Raw genomic sequence first — 19589 nt, forward strand, 5'->3', positions numbered from 1 at the left:
CAGCCTAGACTCGTAGGGCCATGACCGAAGCCCCTCTCACTGACTCTGCACGGATCGTTCCCTCCTCCGCCGGTCCCGGATCCTCGGGAGCGCCCGACGGGAACGACCTCCTCGCCGGACTCAACCCGCAGCAGCTCGCCGCCGTCACCTACCGGGGACCTGCGCTGCTCATCGTCGCGGGCGCCGGCTCGGGAAAGACGAGCGTGCTCACCCGTCGCATCGCGTCGCTGCTGCGCGCGCGTGAGGCGTGGCCGAGCCAGATCCTCGCGATCACGTTCACGAACAAGGCAGCGGGCGAGATGCGCGAGCGGGTGGCCGCTCTGGTCGGCGAGGCATCCCGCGGCATGTGGATCTCGACATTCCACTCGGCCTGCGTTCGGATCCTGCGTCGAGAGGCCGAGCAGTTCGGTTTCACGAAGTCCTTCACGATCTACGACTCCGGCGACTCGCGGGCGCTCATCAAGCGCCTCGTGAAAGAGCACGAGGCCGACGCGTACGGGCTGACGCCGGCATCAGTGCAGGGCCGCATCTCCAAGCTCAAGAACGAGCTGCAGGACTCCGAGTCCTACGCTCGCGACGCGAACATGAGCGACCCGGCCGAGCAGAAGTTCGTCGAGATCTTCGCCGATTACCAGCGGCAGCTGCGCAAGGCGAACGCCTTCGACTTCGACGACCTGATCGGCCAGACGGTCTATCTGTTCCGCGCTTTCCCTAAGGTCGCCGACACGTACCGTCGCCGCTTCCGTCACATCCTCGTCGACGAGTATCAGGACACGAACCACGCGCAGTACGCCCTCATCCACGAGCTGACCCGCCCGGTCTCGGCAGAAGCCCCAGACCCGTATGCCTCGAACGGCATGATGATCTTCGAGCCGTCCCATTCAGACGCGGCGACGCCCGAGCTCGAGGGCGCATCGCTCACCGTGGTCGGCGACTCCGATCAGTCGATCTACGCCTTCCGCGGGGCGGACATCCGCAACATCAGCGAGTTCGAACGCGACTTCCCCGGGGCGAGGGTCGTCCTCCTCGAACAGAACTACCGCTCGACGCAGAACATCCTCTCGGCGGCGAACGCGGTCATCGGGCACAACTTCGACCGCAAGGACAAGAAGCTGTGGAGCGATCGCGGCGACGGCGACAAGATCGTCGGCTTCACCGGGTACTCGCAGCACGACGAGGCTCAGTTCGTCGCCGACGAGGTCGAGGCACTGCGCCGAGCAGGCATGCCGTACTCCGAGATGGCGGTGTTCTACCGCACGAACTCGCAGTCCCGCGCGCTGGAGGAGATCTTCATCCGCTCCGCAGTGCCGTACAAGATCATGGGCGGCACGAAGTTCTACGAGCGCGCCGAGATCAAGGACGCGCTGGCCTACCTCATCGCGGTCGCGAACCCCGCCGACGAGATGGCGGTGCGCCGCATCCTGAACAAGCCCCGTCGCGGAATCGGCGGGGTCACCGAGGCCAGCATCGCGCAGTTCGCCGAGACGCACGGGATCACGTTCCGCGAGGCGCTGTCGGTGCCGGGTCAGCTGGGCGTCGGACCCAAGATCCAGGCGGGCATAGGTCAGTTGGATGCCGTGCTGCGAGAGGCGACCGAGCTGATGCTGCCGGCATCCGGCGAGGTTCCGGCGCCCACCGTCGTCGCCGACGGGCTCAGCCTGCTGCTCGCGAAGAGCGGCTACCTGGACGCGCTGCGTGCCAGCCGCGACCCGCAGGACGAGGCCCGCGGCGAGAACCTCGACGAGTTCGTCGCCGTCGCCCGCGACTTCGCACGCAACAATCCCGAGGGCACGATCGCCGACTTCCTCACCGAGGTCGCGCTGGTCTCCGACGCCGATGATCTGGACGACGAGTCCGGCTCTGTGTCGCTCATGACGATGCACACCGCCAAGGGACTCGAGTACGACGCGGTGTTCGTAACCGGCGTCGAGGAGGACCTCATCCCGCACCGGATCTCGGCGGGGGAGCCCGGCGGCCCGCAGGAGGAGCGTCGGCTGTTCTACGTCGGCATCACCCGTGCCCGCAAGCGCCTGCACCTGTCGCTCGCCATGACCCGCGCGCAGTTCGGGGAGGTCTCGGTGGCGATGCCCAGCCGCTTCCTGCAAGAGATCCCGGCCGAGCTCGTCGACTGGCGGCAGTCGCCTGGCGATGTGAACTCCCGCGGCGGCACCCAGTCACGCGCCCTCAACGCCCGTCGCGGCGGATTCGGCGGCGGCAACGGCGGCGGCGACAGGTTCGGCATCCAGCCGCTCGCGAAGCGCGACGGTCTCAAGCCGCTGTCGACCGCGATGGACAAGTTCCCGAACAAGGTCACCGGCAAGGTCCGTGACAACGGCGACCTCGAGCTCGTGGCAGGCGACCGCATCCGTCACGACGACTTCGGCGAGGGCCGGGTGGACGCCGTGACGGGCGAGGGCGCGAAACGCATCGCCCACGTGCGATTCGACTCCGCGGGCCTGAAGAAGCTCCTCATCAAGATCGCGCCGATCGAGAAGCTCTGACGCTGACCTCTCAGCCGTTCGGGTTCGCACCCGTCATGGCTGCGGCGTCGCGTACGGCATCCTCGAATCCGGCGGACTGCGAGAGCCCGGCGACGCCGAGGCTTCGACCCTGCGGATCGCTGGCGATGACCCGCATGCCGCGCGCCCGGCACCACGTGGCCAGGGCGGCGAGCATCCAGACCGCAACGGACTGAAGCTGCGTCACCTCGGTCAGATCGAGGACGATCACCGCCGGCGATTCACGGTCGGCAGGGCGCGCGTCGAGCCAGGCGTCGAGGTCGAGCAGCAGCCGTTCGGCGCCGTCGAAGTCGATGTAACCGCGCAGACGCCACACCGCCAGATCATCGGCGTTCTGCTGCAGGATCTGCGCCGCGGCGGCATCCTGCTCTGCGCCGAGGCCGGCCGCCAGCTCGTCGTTCGCGGCCATGACCTCGGATGCCGACAGCGTGAGCGGACGATGCAGCACGTGCAGCCCGAACCGGGTGGCGAGCTGCTGAGCGGCCACGACGCTGCGCACGCTCGCCCCGCTCGAGTCGAGCCTCGGGCTGAACAGGCCGAGCCCGAACTCGCCGGGCGAGCTCGCAACGAGCCCTCCGGCGACGCCGGACTTCGCCGGCAGGCCCGCCCGAAGCAGCCACTCACCCGCATAGTCGTACATGCCGCACGTGGCCATGATCGTCATCACGTGCTGGCACGTCTCCGCGCTGGTCACCCGCCTGCCGGTGACCGGGTTCACGCCGCCGTTGGCGAGCGTCGCCCCCATCACGGCGATGTCCCGCGCGGTCACCAGCACGGAGCACTGCCGGAAGTACGTGTCGAGCGTCTCCAGAACAGGAGCCGTCAGCGACCCGGCGCCGCTCATCAGGTAGGCGAGCGCTCGATTGCGGTCGCCCGACTCCTGCTCGGACGCAAGCACCGCCTCGTCGACCGACAGGTCACGGCCGGCGAACGCGCTGAGCCTGGCGAGGATGCGCGCGAAGCGATCCTCGGATGAGCGGCCGCCCACGAGCGACGTCGTGACGATCGCACCGGCGTTGACCATCGGGTTAGGCGGGCGCCCGGTGCCGGCCTCGAGCTTGACGGAGTTGAACGCCTCGCCGCTCGGCTCCGCACCGACCCGGTCGTGGACGGCGTCGAGGCCGCAGTCGTCGAGGGCGAGTGAATACACGAACGGCTTGGAGACCGACTGGATGGTGAACTCTTCCCGGGTGTCTCCGCTCTCGTACACGCGGCCGTTGAGGCCGCACAGTGCGATCCCGAACAACTCGGGGTCGGCATCCGCCAATTGCGGGATGTAGTCGGCGACCGCCCCGCGTCTGTCGCTGATGAGGCGGTCGTGGACGATGTCGAGAAACGACGTGACGATGTCAGAGAGCTTCTCCGGGGCTGCCATACGCCCCATGCTACGGGCCGACCCGGACTGCCGACCGGGTTAGGCTGAGCGATATGGCACTGTTCTCTCGCCGCAAGAAGACCGACGACGCACCTTCCGACCCGCAGACGCCGACCGAGGCGGATGCTCCGGAAGACGCCCTGCACGAGGAACAGGCTCCCAGCGAGCCGGTGCCCGAGATCGGCATCTCGGTCCAGGCGTTCCGCGGCGTCGGCGCTGACGCCGGCCCCGAGGTGAAGCTTCCCGACCCCGATGCCGCTAGCGCCGCTCGAGCCGCAGCGCCCACGGTGACGGCATCCGCTCCACAGGCCCAGCAGAGTCAGCGGGCCCCGCAGAAGCGCGCCCTGCCGCTGGCCCCTGCCCTGCCCCCCGAGCCGACCGAATCGGTGCCGGGGATGAAGGACAACGTCCTGCTGCGCGCAGCGCTCTCCGAGCTGGAGGAGGGCGCGACCAACGAGCAGCTCGTCGGCGTTCTGCGCCAGATGATGCAGAACCATCTGTACCTGCGCGTCCACGGCGACGCCCGAGAACAGCTCGCCGAGGGCAAGCCCCTGTCGATCGCAGTCGTGCGCGACGGCGATCGCAGTTACATGCTCGCGTTCAGTTCGGCTGCCGCCGTGCGCGAGTCGGTCCAGCGCGAGACCGACCCGACAGCGACGTCCGCCATCGCGCAGCCCGTGACCGCGGTGCTGCACCAGGTCGTCACGGGCGAGTTCGCCGGACTCATCCTGGACAACGCCTCCGGTGTCCACCGCGCGGTGTTCCCCGTCGAGGTGCTGTCGAAGGCCCTTGAGCAGGCCGACGCGAACATGACGATCAAGATGCTGCTCGCAGCGCCCCGTGACGCGGACTCGCAGCAGAAGGTCGGCGACGCGCTCGCCGAGACGAAGATGTGGGTGGCCGTCAACGACGGCAGCGGCAACGGGCAGGTCGGCATCGCCGAGGCGCAGACCGCGGACGGTCGTCGCTTCCTCCAGGTGTTCTCGCACCCGCTCGAGATCGTCGCCCTCGGCCGCGGCGACAAGCCGATGCCGTTCGAGCCGGAACAGCTCGCGAAGGTGCTGTCGGGGCACGACTCCCTGGCCGGTGTGATCGTCGACTCGGCAGGGCCGTCGATGGTCGTCGAGCGCGCGGCGCTCGGAGCCGTGCTCGTCCGCGCAGTCGATGTCAGCGAGTGAATGTCAGCGAGTGAACGTCGTCGGGTGACCGCCGGCGGGTGACCCCTACCGCGTGACGCGCGGCGCCCATAGGGTCGGAACATGGCCTCTGAACGCGTGACGCTGACGGTTTCGGATCCCGACGGGGAGCACGACGTCGACCTGTCGAGTCCGAACAAGGTGATCTGGAAGGACTCCGACATCACCAAGGCCGAGCTCGCGGACTACGTGCAGACCGTGGCGGAGCCGTTCCTGAACGCGAACGGTCACCGTCCGGTGTCCCTTGAGCGCTTCCGCAACGGAGTGACAGCCGGATCCGAGAGCTTCTTCTCGAAGAACCCGCCCAAGGGCACTCCCGATTTCGTCGATGCCGTGACCGTCACGTACAACAGCGGCCGGCAGCATCCGCAGATCGTGCTCAACCGCCCGAGCGCCATCGTGTGGGCCGTGCAGATGAACACGATCGTGTTCCACCCGTGGGCCTCGCTCGCCTCCGACACCGACAACCCGATCGAGCTGCGCATCGACCTCGATCCGCAGCCTGGTACCGACTTCAAGGATGCCGTCGTCGCAGCCCACGGGCTGCGTGAAGTGCTCCGTGAGGCCGACCTCGAGCCGTTCATCAAGACCAGTGGCAACCGGGGACTGCACGTGTTCTGCCCGATCACGCCTGCGCACGAGTTCCTCGACGTCCGCCATGCCGTGATCGCTGCCGGGCGCGAGCTCGAGCGCCGGATGCCGGAGCAGGTCACCATGAACTGGTGGAAGGAAGAGCGCGGCGAGCGCATCTTCATCGATTTCAATCAGGCCAACCGCGATCGGACGATGGCCGGCGCCTACAGCCCGCGCGCCCTGCCCACGGCGACGGTGTCGACTCCGGTCGAGTGGGAGGAGCTGGACGAGGTCGAGCCTGCGAGCTTCACGGTGCGCAGCATCCCGCAGCGCCTGGCCGACGTCGGCGATCCCTGGGCGCGGATGCAGAACAAGCCAGGGCGCATCGACACGCTGCTCGGCTGGTGGGAGCGCGACGTCGAGAACGGGCTGGGGGAACTGTCGTTCCCGCCGGAGTTCCCGAAGATGCCCGGCGAGCCGCCCCGCGTGCAGCCGAGCAAGCGCGTCGCCGAGAACTGGGACGCCGAAGGGAACCGTGTCGGCGACTAGTCGAGCGCCTCTGATCCATGCGCCGCGGGAGCGTCAGGCGGTCGGCGCCCGATAGGCCTCAGCCGCATCCGGGTCGGCGATGCTCTCCGGGTCGCGCCAGATGTCGACGTTCGACGTGTCGGAGCCGTCGTCGGCGAACCACAGCAGAACCGTGCCGCCCACGATCGGAGCGGTCTCCGGCGTGGTGATCGTGCGGCCCTCGGCGTGATGTCTGCCTGAGGGCGTGTCGTACTCCGCCGTCACGGTGAACAGCGGGGCATCCCCGCCCACCCAGGTGTTGTGGAACCGGACGTCGACGACGTCCGCACGAACGCGGGTCCCCTCCGCGTGCAGCGCGTCGACACGAGCCAGCTCCCGATCGTGGGAGCGCGCCTCGCGAACCGCGCTGCGGTAGCGCCGCCAGGCGAACCACGCGAACACGACACCGATCGCGCCGGCGATGACCACGATGGCGGCTGCATCGCGAACGGCGACGGCGAAGGTGACCGAGGCGGCGAGAGACCCGAGCGCGGAGCCGGCGAGCGATGCGGCGCTCCCCGAATCGGACAGCAGCGGCAAACGGTCGGTCCACAGGGATGAGTAGTCGAGCACGAAGCCGAGCACGACACCGACGATCATGGTGCCGACTGCCAACCACAACAGCGCGGTCTGGTCACGCGGCCCGACCTCGCCGGTGCCCAGCGCCACGGGGGCGAGGAAGGCGACGAACGCCCAGGCGCTCACGGCGCAGCACGCGACGATGACGGCCAGGATCACCGAGAGGACCTTCCACCCGCGCATCATGCGAGCACGTCGGCGAGGTCGTAGCCGGCGACGGTGTCGAGCTGGTCGTACGTGCACGAACGCGCTTCCCGATCGGGCCGCCAGCGCTCGAACTGCACCGTGTGCCGGAAGCGCGCACCCTCGAGCTGGTCGTAGCGCACCTCGAGAACGCGCTCCGGTCGCAGCCGAACGAACGACACGTCCTTCGCACCGGTGAAGCGGCTCCGCTCGCCCTCGGCCTTCATCGCCTCCCCCGAGTCGTCTCGCTCGACGAGAGGGGCGAGCTCGTCGATGAGCTCTTGCCGACGCTTGTCGCTCCAGGCCGCGACGCCGCCGACCTGATGGAGGGTGCCGTCGCCGTCATACAGACCGACGAGCAGCGATCCGACCCCCGAGCCCGACTTGTGGATGCGGTAGCCGAGCGCGACGACGTCGGCGGTGCGGGCGTGCTTGATCTTGATCAGGGTGCGCTTGCCCGGCGCGTATGGCTGGTCGAGGGGTTTGGCGACGACGCCGTCGAGTCCTGCGCCTTCGAACTCGTCGAGCCAGCGCGTCGCCGTCGCGTGATCGGTCGTCGTGCGCGTCAGGTGCAGCGGATGCCGCGCGTCGGCGAGCAGCTCCTCGAGCCGCGCGCGGCGCGCGTGGAACGGCTCGTTCAGCAGGGACTCGTCGCCGAGGGCGAGCAGGTCGAAAGCGACGAACATCGCCGGCGTCTGCTCCGAGAGCAGCGCGATGCGCGACGCCGCCGGGTGGATGCGCTGACTCAGCGCCTCCCAGGCCAGCCGCTGCGACCCCTGCTCTCCCATGGCGACGACGATCTCCCCGTCGAGCAGGCACGGCTGGGGGAGGATCTGCGGCAGAGCCTCCACGAGTTCGGGGAAGTAGCGCGTGAGCGGCTTGGCGCCGCGGGAGCCGATCTCGACGGTGTCGCCGTCCCATGCGATCAGGCCCCGGAACCCGTCCCACTTCGGCTCGAACAGCATCCCACCGGGTGTCTTCGCCGGGTCGGGGACGCGTGCTGCCGCCTTGGCCAGCATGGGGGCGGGGATCTCGTAGCGCATGCGACCATCTTCGCGCGCGGATGCCTCCCACCGCGAGATCGGTTGAACACGGGACGGATGGCTGGAGGATGGGGCGCGCGGCTGTCCGTTCTCGCCCGAACATCAGCCAGGTGTGCGAACGTCCAGCCGGGTGTTCCGGGCGAGGTCACGCGAACAGGTCGGCGAGCAGCCGACTGTCGTCGAGCGCGTCGAACGTGCCGGCATCCTCGAGGACGGTGCTGGCCGCGTGCCAGCCGGCCATGCCGTTCACGCCGGGCCCCGGCGGAGTGGAGGCGGATGCCAGATACACGCCGCGCACCGGTGTGCGCCACGGCCGCGTCGACAGGACGGGGCGACGCAGCGCCTGGGAGATCGTGAACGCTCCGCCGAGCACGTCGCCGCCGATCTCGGCCGGATTGATCGCCTCCCGGTCGGATGCCGGGACGGAATGCGTCGCGAGCACGCGGTCGCGGAAGCCGGGGGCGAACCGTTCGATCTGCCGGGTGATGAGCTCGGTGGCATCCAGATCGGATCCGTGGGGAACATGGATGTAGGCCCAGAGCACGGCCTTGCCCTCCGGCGCCCGGGAGTCGTCGAATACCGACGGCTGCACCGTCAGAACGTATGGCCGCTCGGACACGCGGCCGGTCGCGACGGCGTTCTCGCTCGCCCACACCTCGTCGCGGGTGCCGCCGACGTGCACGGTCGGGGACTGCGCGACCTCCTGGTTCGCCCACGGGACTGGCCCGTCCAGCGCGAAGTCGACCTTCGCGGCCGCCGGGCCGTACCGGTAGCCGCGCAGCGCCCGCGCATATGACGACGGGATGCTGTCCAGCGTCAATGCCAGCCGCGGAGACGTGTTCAGCAGCAGCACATCGCCCTGAGACGGGTCGCCCCAGTCGAGGGTGTCGAGGTCGCGCACCCGCGCGCCGGTATCGAGCGTGCCGCCGTGCGTCTGCAGGTCTGCGATCAGGGCGTCCGCGATGCGCTGGGCGCCGCCTCGCGGATACATCCAGCCGCCGGCGTGCGCTTGAGCCGCCAGCAGGAGACCGGCCGCAGCGCCGGCGAGCGACGGCAGGGGAGCATTCGCGTGGGCGAGCACGCCGGAGAGCAGCGCGGAGCCCTCGTCGGTGCGGAGAGAAGCGCGTGCGAGGGGTGTGCCCTGCTCCAGCATCCTGACGGCGTATCGGAACGCGGTCACCGGATCCCGCGGCATCCGCAGCAGCTGGTTGCCGGTGAAGTCGACGACGCCGTCGATGTGCCGGCTCAACGGCCTCAGGAGCGCGAGCCAGGCGCGCGCGTCCCGTCCGAGCGCAGCCGCCGTCCGTTCGATGTCGCGCCACGCGACACCCGCCCGGCCGCCGTCGATCGGGTGGGCGTACGAGATCTCCGGGGTGATCCAGTCGACTTTCTCGGCAAGCCCGAACGCCCGGAAGAACGGGGAGGCGAGGGCGGCCGGATGCACGGCGGAGCACACGTCGTGGGCGAAACCGGGCAGGGTCGACGCCGTCGTGCGCAGGCCGCCGCCGGCGTTGTCCGCCGCCTCGACCACGCGCACCTCATAGCCCGCGCGGGCGAGGGAGACGGCTGCCGCGAGCCCGTTCGGTCCGCTGCCGACGATCGTCGCGCGCCTCATGTCCCTCAGTCTTTCAGACGGTCCTCGAACGTGCGATCCTGGAGGTGATGAACGAGACCCAGGGCCCGACGCCCACCGGCACTTCCCGACCGTACCGAAATCTGTCCGACGCGCTTCGCGCGCACCGGATCGACCCGGCGAACCACGAGTTCATCACCGCGATCGTGGATGCCGTCGGCATCTCGACGCTCATCGACCGTGGCCGCTACATCGAGGCGATCCGCCGTGGCGACGGCGCACCGCTGCACATCGGTCGCACCTACACGAACGGCTTCGCCGAGGACGAGACGATCGTCGTCGGGTCGGCGCCGCTGCGTCTGCAGCCCAGCGAAGGCCGCGCACCGTACTTCTACGCGGTGCATCCCAGCGAGTTCCTGCCGGTGACGACCTCGACGAAGAAATCGACCAGAACGCCTCGTGCGACGCCTGTCTCGCCGGCGAAGCCCAAGGCGAAACCGGTCGCAGAGCGCGACTACGGGGTGTGCGACGTGTGCTTCATGGTCCGCAACGCCTCCGGCGGCTGCGGCTGCGACTGAGCCCGGCCCGGACTACTTCTCGAGCTGCGACTGCAACCGGCGCGAGATCTCCGCGATCGGCATCGCGCGGGGGAAGACCGCCACGACGACATCGTCCGCGGCATCCGCGTCGCCGTCCTGGAACACACCGTAACGGCGGCGCACATCGTCGAGCGCCGACTGCAGCACCGCCGGCGCGACGCGCTTGGTGCCGCGCAGCAGCTGGCGCAGCACGTGATTGTGGACCGCGGTGACCAGGGCGGCGAAGCCGACGGCATCCAGCGGATCGATGCCGGGGAGCGATCGGCGCAGGTAGTCGTCGAAGAGCCGTTCGTAGCGGAACACCGTCACGATCTCGCGCTCGCGCAGAGCGGGCACCTGGCGCACCACCTGGTAGCGCAGCCGCGCGAGGTCCGGATCGTGCGCGAAATGATCGAACACGTGCTGCGATGCGCGGCACACCGCCTCCCACGGGTCGGGGTGGCCCTCGGCGAGGAAGTCGCGCAGTTCGCCCAGCAGCACCTCGTGGTCGGCGAAGACCACGTCCTCCTTGCCGCCGAACTGGCGGAAGAACGTCGACCGCGAGACACCGGCTGCCTTGGCGATCTGCTCGACCGAGGTCTGATCGAACCCCTGCGACTGGAACAGGTCGAGTGCGGCGGCAACGACGCCGCCCGGCATCCGCGCGGACTCATGCATAGCGAGAAGCCTAATGCCGAGTGAACGCGGCTACCGGCGGCAGGGCCGTTCAGGCAGGAGTAGTAAGCTTTGTTCCTGGTCGATATCTCGACATCGAGAGACTTTCCGCCCCCGCAGCCCAGTGAAGGAAGCACAGTGGATCTGTACGAGTACCAGGCACGAGACGTTTTCGAGAAGTACGGAGTGCCGGTCCTCGCCGGCATCGTCGCGGACACCCCCGAGGAGGTGAAAGCGGCAGCGGAGAAGCTCGGCGGCGTGGTCGTCGTCAAGGCTCAGGTCAAGACCGGCGGTCGTGGCAAGGCTGGCGGAGTCAAGGTCGCCAAGACCCCCGATGAGGCGTACGAAGCAGCCAAGGCGATCTTCGGACTGGACATCAAGGGCCACATCGTCAAGCGCGTCATGGTCGCCGCCGGCGCCCGCATCGCCGAGGAGTTCTACTTCTCCGTGCTGCTCGACCGCTCCAACCGCTCCTACCTGTCGCTGTGCAGCGTCGAGGGCGGCATGGAGATCGAAGAGCTCGCCGTCGAGCGCCCCGAGGCCCTCGCCCGCATCGAGGTCGACCCGCTGACCGGCATCGACAAGGCCAAGGCCGTCGAGATCGCCCGTGCGGCGAAGTTCCCCGAGGACCTCATCGAGAAGGTCTCGGACGTCTTCGTCAAGCTGTACGAGGTCTACAAGGGCGAGGACGCCACCCTCGTCGAGGTCAACCCGCTCGTCCGCACCGAAGAGGGCGACATCATCGCGCTCGACGGCAAGGTCACGCTCGACGAGAACGCCTCCGAGATCCGCCACCCCGAGCACGAAGAGCTCGAGGACAAGGACGCTGCCGACCCGCTCGAGGCCAAGGCCAAGAAATCGGGCCTGAACTACGTCAAGCTCGACGGCGAGGTCGGGATCATCGGCAACGGTGCTGGCCTGGTCATGTCCACGCTCGACGTCGTCGCGTACGCGGGCGAGAACCACGGTGGCGTGAAGCCCGCCAACTTCCTCGACATCGGCGGCGGAGCATCCGCCGAGGTCATGGCGAACGGCCTCGACGTCATCCTCGGCGACCCGCAGGTGAAGTCCGTCTTCGTCAACGTCTTCGGCGGCATCACGGCGTGCGACGCCGTCGCCAACGGCATCAAGGGCGCTCTGCAGACGCTCGGCGACACGGCGTCCAAGCCGCTCGTCGTGCGCCTCGACGGCAACCGCGTCGAAGAGGGTCGCGCGATCCTCGCCGAGTACGCCCACCCGCTCGTGACCCTCGCCGCCACCATGGACGAGGGCGCCGACAAGGCCGCCGAGCTGGCGAACGCCTGAACGCCTGAGATCTGAGAAAAGGAATAAGAAGAAATGTCGATCTTCCTGAACAAGGATTCCAAGGTCATCGTCCAGGGCATCACCGGCGGTGAGGGCACCAAGCACACCGCCCTCATGCTCAAGGCCGGCACCCAGGTCGTCGGCGGCGTCAACGCCCGCAAGGCCGGAACGACCGTCTCGCACACCGACAAGGACGGCGCTCCGGTCGAGCTGCCCGTCTTCGGCTCGGTCGAAGAGGCCATGAAGGAGACCGGCGCCGACGTGTCGATCGCCTTCGTCCCCGGTGCCTTCACCAAGTCCGCCATGATCGAGGCCATCGACGCCGAGATCCCGCTGCTCGTCGTCATCACCGAGGGCGTCCCCGTCGGCGACTCGGCCGAGGCGTGGGCGTACGCGAAGAGCAAGGGCAACAAGACCCGCATCATCGGCCCGAACTGCCCCGGAATCATCACGCCGGACGAGGCGCTCGTCGGCATCACCCCGGCGAACATCACCGGCAAGGGCCCGATCGGACTCGTCTCGAAGTCGGGCACCCTGACCTACCAGATGATGTTCGAGCTGCGCGATCTCGGCTTCTCGACCGCCATCGGCATCGGCGGCGACCCGGTCATCGGCACGACGCACATCGACGCTCTCGAGGCGTTCGAGGCCGACCCCGAGACCAAGGCGATCGTCATGATCGGCGAGATCGGCGGCGACGCCGAGGAGCGTGCGGCCGAGTACATCAAGGCGCACGTCACCAAGCCGGTCGTCGGCTACGTCGCGGGCTTCACCGCGCCAGAGGGCAAGACCATGGGCCACGCAGGCGCCATCGTCTCCGGCTCGGCCGGTACCGCCCAGGCGAAGAAGGAGGCCCTCGAGGCCGCCGGCGTCAAGGTCGGGAAGACCCCGTCCGAGACCGCCGACCTGATGCGCGCGATCGTGGAGTCGCTGTAAGCAGGTAGACTCTCAGTGAAGGCCCCGGGCTCCACCCCGGGGCCTTCACTCGTATCCGGCCGTCGTCCGGGCCCCCAGACTGTCGAGCGGATAGCGGATACCGGATGCCGGATGCCGAATCAGAAGAGGCCGGCGGCGGACTTCTCCCGGTCGAGCACCCATTCGAGGAGTGCATCGGGTCGGTTCGTGATGATGCCGTCGACACCCATCGCCGTGAGCGCCCGCCAGTCCGTCTCCGCATCCTGCGTCCAGACGAACACCCCGAGCCCGGCGCGGTGAGCGCGAGCGACTCCCCGTGCGGTCGCGGTGCGCGGGTTCACGGCGTCGGCTTCGATAGCCGTCGCCGTCGCGACGGTCGACGCGTCGAGATCCTCGGTGAGCCACCCCACCGTCAATTCGGGGGCGGCATCCGCGATGCGAGCGACAGTCTTCTGACTGAAGCTCTGGGCGACGACCGTGCTCGTGAGCCCGACCGCCTCGATCATGTCGACCGTCGTCTTGACGCCTGCCTTGCTCCATGTGCCCTTGTACTCGATGAGCACTCGCGTCCCGCTGGAGGCCGCCAGGGCGAGCACTTCGTCGAGTGTCGGGATCGGTGTCCCGGCGAACGTTTCGGAGAGCCAGGAACCGGCATCCAGCGCCCGCAGTTCGCTGATCGTCATCTCCGAGACGGCACCCGCCCCGTTCGTCGTCCGATCGACGGTGCGGTCGTGGATGACGACAGGGACGCCGTCCTTCGACAGACGGATGTCGATCTCGCAGTACTCCGCACCGCTCTCGATCGACGACACGAACGCCGGCATCGTGTTCTCCGGAGCCGCCGACGAATTGCCGCGGTGCGCGATGATCGCTCCCGCCTCGCCGGGGCCGCGCAGCACAGTGAGCGGTCGCAGGATGATCGCGTCGAGCGCCGCGAGCGAGGTCTTCGCCGCGGGAGCAGACGCAGTGGAGACCTCTGCTGCTGGACGGGAATGCGCAGGGTGGGACGCCAGCGCTTCAGCGGGCGGGGAGGAGAACGTCGCAAGGGCCAGGGACGCGGCGACGCCGATGGCTCCTGTGCTCCACAGGCGTCGACGGCGACCGCTCATGATCCGCATCCTGGCAGAGAAGCCGCCTCGAAGTCGAGACCTTTTCGTTACTTTCTTCTGACGCCGTCCAACGGAACGAAAGCGGGGCGGATGCCGCAGCATCCGCCCCGCTGATCTGCCATGGTGTGCGCGTCAGGCGACCCCGAAGGCCGCCTCGATCGGTCCGCGGGCGAAGAACAGCACGAAACCGGCCGCTACGGTCCACAGCAGCGGGTGCACGCTCTTCGCCTTGCCTCCGAGCGACTGGACGAGCACCCAGCTGACGAAGCCCGCACCGATGCCGTTGGCGATCGAGTAGGTCAGCGGCATCACGGTGACGGTGAGGAACACCGGCAGCAGGACGCCGAAGTCGCTCAGATCGATGTGCTTGATCTGGGCCATCATCATCGCGCCGACGATCACCAGTGCGGCCGCTGCGATCTCGGTCGGGACGATCGACGTCAGGGGCGTCAGGAACATCGCGAGCAGGAACATCACGCCGGTGACGACGTTGGCGAATCCGGTGCGGGCGCCCTCGCCGATACCGGCGCCGGACTCGATGAACACCGTGTTCGACGACGATGAAGTGCCACCACCGGCGATGGCGCCGACGCCCTCGACGATCAGGGCGGACTTGATGCGGGGGAAGTCGCCCTTCGCATCGGCGAGGCCGGCCTCCTTGGCGAGTCCGGTCATCGTGCCCATGGCGTCGAAGAAGTTCGAGAAGACGAGCGTGAACACGATCATGACCAGGGCGACGACGCTGACCTTGCCGAAGTCGAATCCGAAGTCCACGGCGCCGACCAGGCTGAGGTCGGGCAGGCTCACCGGCGTACCCGTGAGCGCGGGAACCGTGAGGCTCCAGCCGCCGGGGTTGACCGAGCCGTCATCGCCGAACTGCGGACCGAGGTGCCAGATCGCCTCGACGATCACGGCCAGCACGGTGCCGGTGACCAGGCCGATGAGCAGCCCGCCCTTGACTTTGCGAGCCACGAGGATGCCGGTGATGATCAGGGTCGCCACGAACAGCAGGGTCGGAACGGTGGCGACGGAGCCGCCGATGCCGAGCCCGACGGGCGGCGATGCGCTGCCGGTAGAGGTGACGAAACCGGAGTTCACGAAGCCTATGAAGGCGATGAACAGGCCGATGCCGACCGTGATGGCGATCTTCAGCTGGAACGGCACGGCGTCGAAGATCATCTTCCGAAGGCCGGTTGCGGCCAGCAGCACGATCACCGCACCGTTGATCATCACCAGTGCCATGGCCTCGGGCCAGGTGACCTGTCCGACGACCGAGAACGCGAGGAAGGCGTTGATGCCCAGGCCCGCCGCGAACGCGAACGGCAGACGGGTGATCAGACCGAACAGGATGGTCATCACGCCGGCGGTCAGCGCGGTCGAGGCGCCGACCGCGCTGAAGCTCAGAGTGTTGCCGTCGATGTCGGCCGCGCCGGACAGGATGATCGGGTTCAGGATCACGATGTACGCCATCGTGACGAATGTGACGATGCCGCCACGGACTTCTGTGCCGATCGTCGAGCCCCGCTTGGTGATCTCGAAGAAGCGATCCAGCGCGTTCTTCGGCTCGGCGGTCTGATCGGGTGCGGACGAGGGGGCAGTTGTCATCGGGGAACCTCCTCGGGAACGATATCGTGTCTGCGCCCTCGCGCGCGCCCGCGCGGGACCGCCAGGTTCTCGTCGTAGTCTCGTTGAGACATGCAACGCCTCCTCGTCGCGATCCTCGCCGCGGTCGACGCTGCCATCGCGGCGGCAGTCGGCCTCGCCGTGCTGCTCGCACCTCTCACTCTGCTGTGGACGCTCGCGTTCGGTGCGACGGCCGATTGGGGCGGCCTGTGGCCGGCCACCGGAACGCTCTGGCAGTTCGGCCACGGCGTCCCGCTCGAGATCGCTCTGCCGGATGCCGTGGTCTCCGCCATCGGCATCGCGCCGGATGCCGCGAACTTCACGCTCTCGCTCACGCCCCTGGCGTTCCTCGTGTTCACGCTGCTGTTCGCCGGCCGCTCCGGAGTCCGGGCCGCGCGTTCGGGTGCCTGGGGTCTCGGGGTGGCTGCGGGCACTCTGACCTTCGCGGTGATCGCGGCCGCCGTCGCCGTCACGGCGGGTACGGACATCGCGAGCGTCCCGATGTGGCTGGCGATCCTGCTGCCTGCCGGCGTCTACGTCGTCGGAGCATTGTCCGGTGCCGTCGGCTACGCATGGCGCGAGGGGGATGGCGGGCTCATCGACCGCATCCATGATCGCGTAGACGGGCTCGGGCACTGGAGCGTCGTCCCCGGAGAGGTGGTCCGCGGGACCACCGTCGTCGTGGTCGCCCTCACCGGCATCGCCGGCCTCGCCGTCGCCGTCATGGTCGCCGTGCGCGGGGCGGAGATGGTCGCCCTGTTCGAGGCCGCGCGGGTGGATGCCACCGGCGCCACCGTCCTCACGCTCGGCCACCTCGCCTACCTGCCGACGTTGCTCGTGTGGGCCGTCGCGTGGCTCGCAGGCCCCGGATTCGCCGTCGGCGCCGGCACGTCGGTCTCGCCGGCCGGTACCGAGCTCGGGGTGGTCCCCGGCATCCCGATGCTCGGTCTGCTCCCAGAGAACAGCTCGATCTGGATGCTCATCGTGATCCTGCTGCCCGTCGGCGCAGGGGCGTTCGCCGGGTGGATCGTCCGATCGCGACTGGTCTGGCAGGATGCCGCCGGCCCCCTGGCTCCTCGGGTCGGCATCGCGGCCGGCATCGCGATCGCCGGAGCCGGCGTCGTCGCGATCGCCGTGGTGCTGGCATCCGGTTCGATCGGACCGGGGCGCATGGCGCAGGTCGGTCCCAATGTCGGCTGGACCGCGCTTGCCGTCGGCCTCGAGGTGCTCGTGGGCGCGGCGATCCTGCTGCTCGCTCCGCGGCACCGCGATGAGCTGGCCGAGGAGCGCACCGACCGCTGGGTCGCCGAGATGGGCACCTCGCCGACGGCCGATCCCGATGCGGTGTTCTCGTGGGCGGATGCCGGTACGGCGGACGCGCACGTCCCCGACCAGAACGACACGCAGCCCCTCGACGATCACGGCTTCCTCGGGGACGGCACCCCGACACCTCGCTAGGCGAGGCGCCCCACTAGACTGGCACCGTGCTCACGGTTGCCGTTCTCATCTCCGGCACCGGCTCGAACCTCCGCGCACTCCTGGAAGCAGCAAGCCACCCGGACTTCCCAGCGCGGATCGTCGTCGTCGGTGCAGATCGCGACGCCGAAGGACTCGCGCACGCCGAGGAATACGGCATCCCGAGCTTCACGGAGTCGTTCCGCGACTTCGAGACCCGCGACGCCTGGGGCCAGGCCGTCGCCGCGCAGCTGGACGTCTGGCAGCCCGACCTCATCGTGCTCAGCGGGCTGATGCGCCTCCTGCCGGCCGCGATCGTGGCCCGGTACACGCCTCGCATCATCAACACCCACCCGGCATACCTGCCCGAGTTCCCCGGCGCACACGGCGTCCGCGATGCGCTCGCCGCCGGCGTCACCCAGACCGGGGCCAGCGTCATCGTCGTCGACGACGGCGTCGACACCGGCCCGATCCTCGCCCAGGAGCGCATCCCGGTGCATCCGGGCGACTCTGAGGACACGCTTCACGAGCGCATCAAGCCCGTCGAGAGGCGCCTGCTCATCGACGTCGTGCGTCGCATCGCCACCGGCGACCTCGCCCTCACCCACTGACCGACCCCGCACGCCCACGCAAGAAGGAGATCATCCATGGCCGGCCCGAGCCACGACAAGTCCCTGTACCGCGACCGCGACATCGTCCCGATCAAGCGCGCACTGGTCTCGGTGAGCGACAAGACCGATCTGCTCGCGCTCGCAGCGGCTCTGGCCGATGCGGGTGTCGAGGTCGTCTCCACCGGCTCGACCGCCGCCACCATCCGCGAGGCGGGCTTCGCGGTGACGGACGTCGCTGCCGTCACCGGAGTCGCCGAGATGCTCGACGGTCGAGTGAAGACCCTGCATCCCCGCATCCACGGCGGCCTGCTCGCCGACCTGCGCCTCGAGGATCACGAGCGTCAGCTCGCCGAGCTCGGCATCTCGCCGTTCGAGCTGGTCGTCGTCAACCTGTACCCGTTCGTGGAGACCGTGCAGTCCGGCGCGACCGGGGATGACGTCGTCGAGCAGATCGACATCGGCGGCCCCGCGATGGTGCGCGCGTCCGCGAAGAACCACGCCAACGTCGCGATCGTCGTCTCACCGGAGTCGTACCCGGCGATCATCGAGTCGATCCAGAGCGGCGGCACGACGCTCACGCAGCGCCGCGAGCTCGCAGCCCGCGCGTTCGCGCACACCTCGTCGTACGACACGGCCGTCGCCGCCTGGTTCGCCGAGGGCACCCTCACCGAGGGCGGCGAGCTGCCGGAGCACCTAACGATCAAAGCCGAGCGCCTCGCGACCCTCCGCTACGGCGAGAACTCGCACCAGCGCGGAGCGATCTACAGCCGCGTCGGCGGCCATGGCATCGCCCAGGCCGTGCAACTGCAGGGCAAGGAGATGTCGTACAACAACTACGTCGATGCGGATGCCGCGCTGCGCGCCGCGTTCGACATGATCCTGCCGGCCGTGGCGATCGTGAAGCACGCGAACCCCTGCGGCATCGCGACGACGGCCCCGAACGCTCTCGACCCGATCGCCAGCGCCCACCTGCGTGCGCACGAGTGCGACCCGGTGTCGGCGTACGGCGGCGTCATCGCCACGAACGGCACCGTCACCCTGAAGATGGCCGAGAACCTCAAGGACATCTTCACCGAGGTCATCGTCGCGCCGTCGTTCGAGCCCGCTGCGCTCGAGGTCTTCAAGGCGAAGAAGAACCTGCGTCTGCTGCAGCTGCCGGACGACTGGCAGCAGGAGCGCATGGACGTGCGCCTGGTCTCGGGCGGCCTGCTGCTGCAGGACGCCGACCGGTTCCCCGATGACATCCAGTCGGTCGCCAAGGACTGGCAGCTCGTCACCGGCGAGCAGCCTGACGAGGCCGAGATGGAGAACATGATCTTCGCGTGGAAGGCCTGCCGCGCCGTGAAGTCCAACGCGATCGTGCTCGCCAAGGGCAACGCCACCGTCGGCATCGGCATGGGCCAGGTCAACCGCGTCGACTCCTGCCGCCTCGCGGTGGAGCGGGCAGGCGACCGGGCTGCCGGGTCGGTGGCGGCATCCGACGCCTTCTTCCCGTTCGCGGACGGACCGCAGGTGCTGCTCGACGCCGGCATCTCGACGATCATCCAGCCCGGCGGCTCGGTGCGCGACGACGAGGTCATCGCGGCGGCGAAGGCGGCCGGTGTGACGATGTTCTTCACGGGCGAGCGCCACTTCTTCCACTGACGCTTCGCCAGGCCACGCGAGACCCCGTCTTGTTGTCGAGACCCCGTCGTACTGACGTGTGTACGA

16 protein-coding genes are annotated in these 19589 nt (G+C 68.9%); 9 read left to right on the plus strand and 7 right to left on the minus strand.

Annotated features, from left to right (window positions below; translation table 11 throughout):
- The first annotated feature begins 20 nt into the window (after window positions 1–20).
- Window positions 21–2501: a UvrD-helicase domain-containing protein gene (locus tag LQZ87_RS02905; protein ID WP_230101960.1), complete on the plus strand. Its 2481-nt coding sequence runs from the start codon at window positions 21–23 to the stop codon at window positions 2499–2501.
- 10 nt (window positions 2502–2511) lie between these two features.
- Here LQZ87_RS02905 and glsA read toward each other — a convergent pair whose 3' ends face one another.
- Window positions 2512–3894, minus strand: a complete 1383-nt coding sequence (gene glsA / locus LQZ87_RS02910; protein WP_230101961.1) for a glutaminase A — start codon at window positions 3892–3894, stop codon at window positions 2512–2514.
- A gap of 53 nt (window positions 3895–3947) precedes the next feature.
- Between glsA and LQZ87_RS02915 the strand changes: the two genes are divergently transcribed.
- Window positions 3948–5072: an SseB family protein gene (locus LQZ87_RS02915; RefSeq protein WP_230101962.1), complete on the plus strand. Its 1125-nt coding sequence runs from the start codon at window positions 3948–3950 to the stop codon at window positions 5070–5072.
- Window positions 5073–5153: 81 nt separating this feature from the next.
- Window positions 5154–6212 (plus strand): non-homologous end-joining DNA ligase, encoded by a 1059-nt coding sequence (gene ligD, locus LQZ87_RS02920; RefSeq protein WP_230101963.1) that lies wholly within the window; start codon window positions 5154–5156, stop codon window positions 6210–6212.
- Between the two features lie 33 nt (window positions 6213–6245).
- On the opposite strand, the gene LQZ87_RS02925 is transcribed toward ligD, so the two are convergent.
- The 3 genes from LQZ87_RS02925 to LQZ87_RS02935 form a co-directional block, all read right to left on the minus strand.
- Window positions 6246–6995, minus strand: a complete 750-nt coding sequence (locus LQZ87_RS02925; RefSeq protein ID WP_230101964.1) for a hypothetical protein — start codon at window positions 6993–6995, stop codon at window positions 6246–6248.
- Window positions 6992–8035, minus strand: a complete 1044-nt coding sequence (locus LQZ87_RS02930) for an ATP-dependent DNA ligase (protein ID WP_230101965.1) — start codon at window positions 8033–8035, stop codon at window positions 6992–6994. Before LQZ87_RS02930 ends, LQZ87_RS02925 begins: the two co-directional genes overlap by 4 nt.
- A 145-nt stretch (window positions 8036–8180) precedes the next feature.
- Entirely contained in the window at window positions 8181–9650 is a 1470-nt protein-coding gene (locus LQZ87_RS02935; RefSeq protein ID WP_230101966.1) for an NAD(P)/FAD-dependent oxidoreductase, read from the minus strand.
- A 47-nt stretch (window positions 9651–9697) separates the two neighbouring features.
- On the opposite strand from LQZ87_RS02935, the gene LQZ87_RS02940 reads away from it, so the two are divergent.
- Window positions 9698–10186, plus strand: a complete 489-nt coding sequence (locus tag LQZ87_RS02940; protein ID WP_230101967.1) for a hypothetical protein — start codon at window positions 9698–9700, stop codon at window positions 10184–10186.
- 12 nt (window positions 10187–10198) lie between these two features.
- On the opposite strand, the gene LQZ87_RS02945 is transcribed toward LQZ87_RS02940, so the two are convergent.
- Window positions 10199–10864, minus strand: a complete 666-nt coding sequence (locus LQZ87_RS02945; RefSeq protein WP_230101968.1) for a TetR/AcrR family transcriptional regulator; helix-turn-helix transcriptional regulator — start codon at window positions 10862–10864, stop codon at window positions 10199–10201.
- A 135-nt stretch (window positions 10865–10999) separates the two neighbouring features.
- Here LQZ87_RS02945 and sucC point away from each other — a divergent pair, with 135 nt between their 5' ends.
- Together sucC and sucD are read left to right on the plus strand one after the other, a co-directional pair.
- Entirely contained in the window at window positions 11000–12166 is a 1167-nt protein-coding gene (sucC, locus tag LQZ87_RS02950) for an ADP-forming succinate--CoA ligase subunit beta (protein ID WP_230101969.1), read from the plus strand.
- Between the two features lie 33 nt (window positions 12167–12199).
- On the plus strand, window positions 12200–13102 hold the full coding sequence (gene sucD / locus LQZ87_RS02955; protein ID WP_230101970.1) for a succinate--CoA ligase subunit alpha: 903 nt from the start codon (window positions 12200–12202) through the stop codon (window positions 13100–13102).
- A gap of 119 nt (window positions 13103–13221) precedes the next feature.
- Here sucD and LQZ87_RS02960 read toward each other — a convergent pair whose 3' ends face one another.
- Together LQZ87_RS02960 and LQZ87_RS02965 are read right to left on the minus strand one after the other, a co-directional pair.
- Window positions 13222–14190, minus strand: coding sequence for a glycerophosphodiester phosphodiesterase family protein (locus LQZ87_RS02960; RefSeq protein ID WP_230101971.1), 969 nt, complete (start codon window positions 14188–14190; stop codon window positions 13222–13224).
- Window positions 14191–14322: 132 nt separating this feature from the next.
- Window positions 14323–15795: an NCS2 family permease gene (locus tag LQZ87_RS02965; RefSeq protein WP_230101972.1), complete on the minus strand. Its 1473-nt coding sequence runs from the start codon at window positions 15793–15795 to the stop codon at window positions 14323–14325.
- A gap of 90 nt (window positions 15796–15885) precedes the next feature.
- Here LQZ87_RS02965 and LQZ87_RS02970 point away from each other — a divergent pair, with 90 nt between their 5' ends.
- The 3 genes from LQZ87_RS02970 to purH are packed head-to-tail and all read left to right on the plus strand — an operon-like array spanning window position 15886 to window position 19523.
- The gene (locus LQZ87_RS02970) at window positions 15886–17271 is read left to right on the plus strand and encodes a DUF6350 family protein (protein ID WP_230101973.1); all 1386 of its coding nucleotides are present in this window, start codon (window positions 15886–15888) and stop codon (window positions 17269–17271) included.
- Between the two features lie 26 nt (window positions 17272–17297).
- Window positions 17298–17879 carry a phosphoribosylglycinamide formyltransferase gene (purN, locus tag LQZ87_RS02975; protein WP_230101974.1) on the plus strand — a complete coding sequence of 194 codons (582 nt, stop codon included), beginning with the start codon at window positions 17298–17300 and terminating at the stop codon, window positions 17877–17879.
- A gap of 36 nt (window positions 17880–17915) precedes the next feature.
- Window positions 17916–19523 (plus strand): bifunctional phosphoribosylaminoimidazolecarboxamide formyltransferase/IMP cyclohydrolase, encoded by a 1608-nt coding sequence (gene purH, locus LQZ87_RS02980; protein WP_230101975.1) that lies wholly within the window; start codon window positions 17916–17918, stop codon window positions 19521–19523.
- Window positions 19524–19589 lie beyond the last annotated feature (66 nt).

Source organism: Microbacterium sp. Bi121 (assembly GCF_918698005.1).
Classification (GTDB): Bacteria; Actinomycetota; Actinomycetes; order Actinomycetales; family Microbacteriaceae; genus Microbacterium.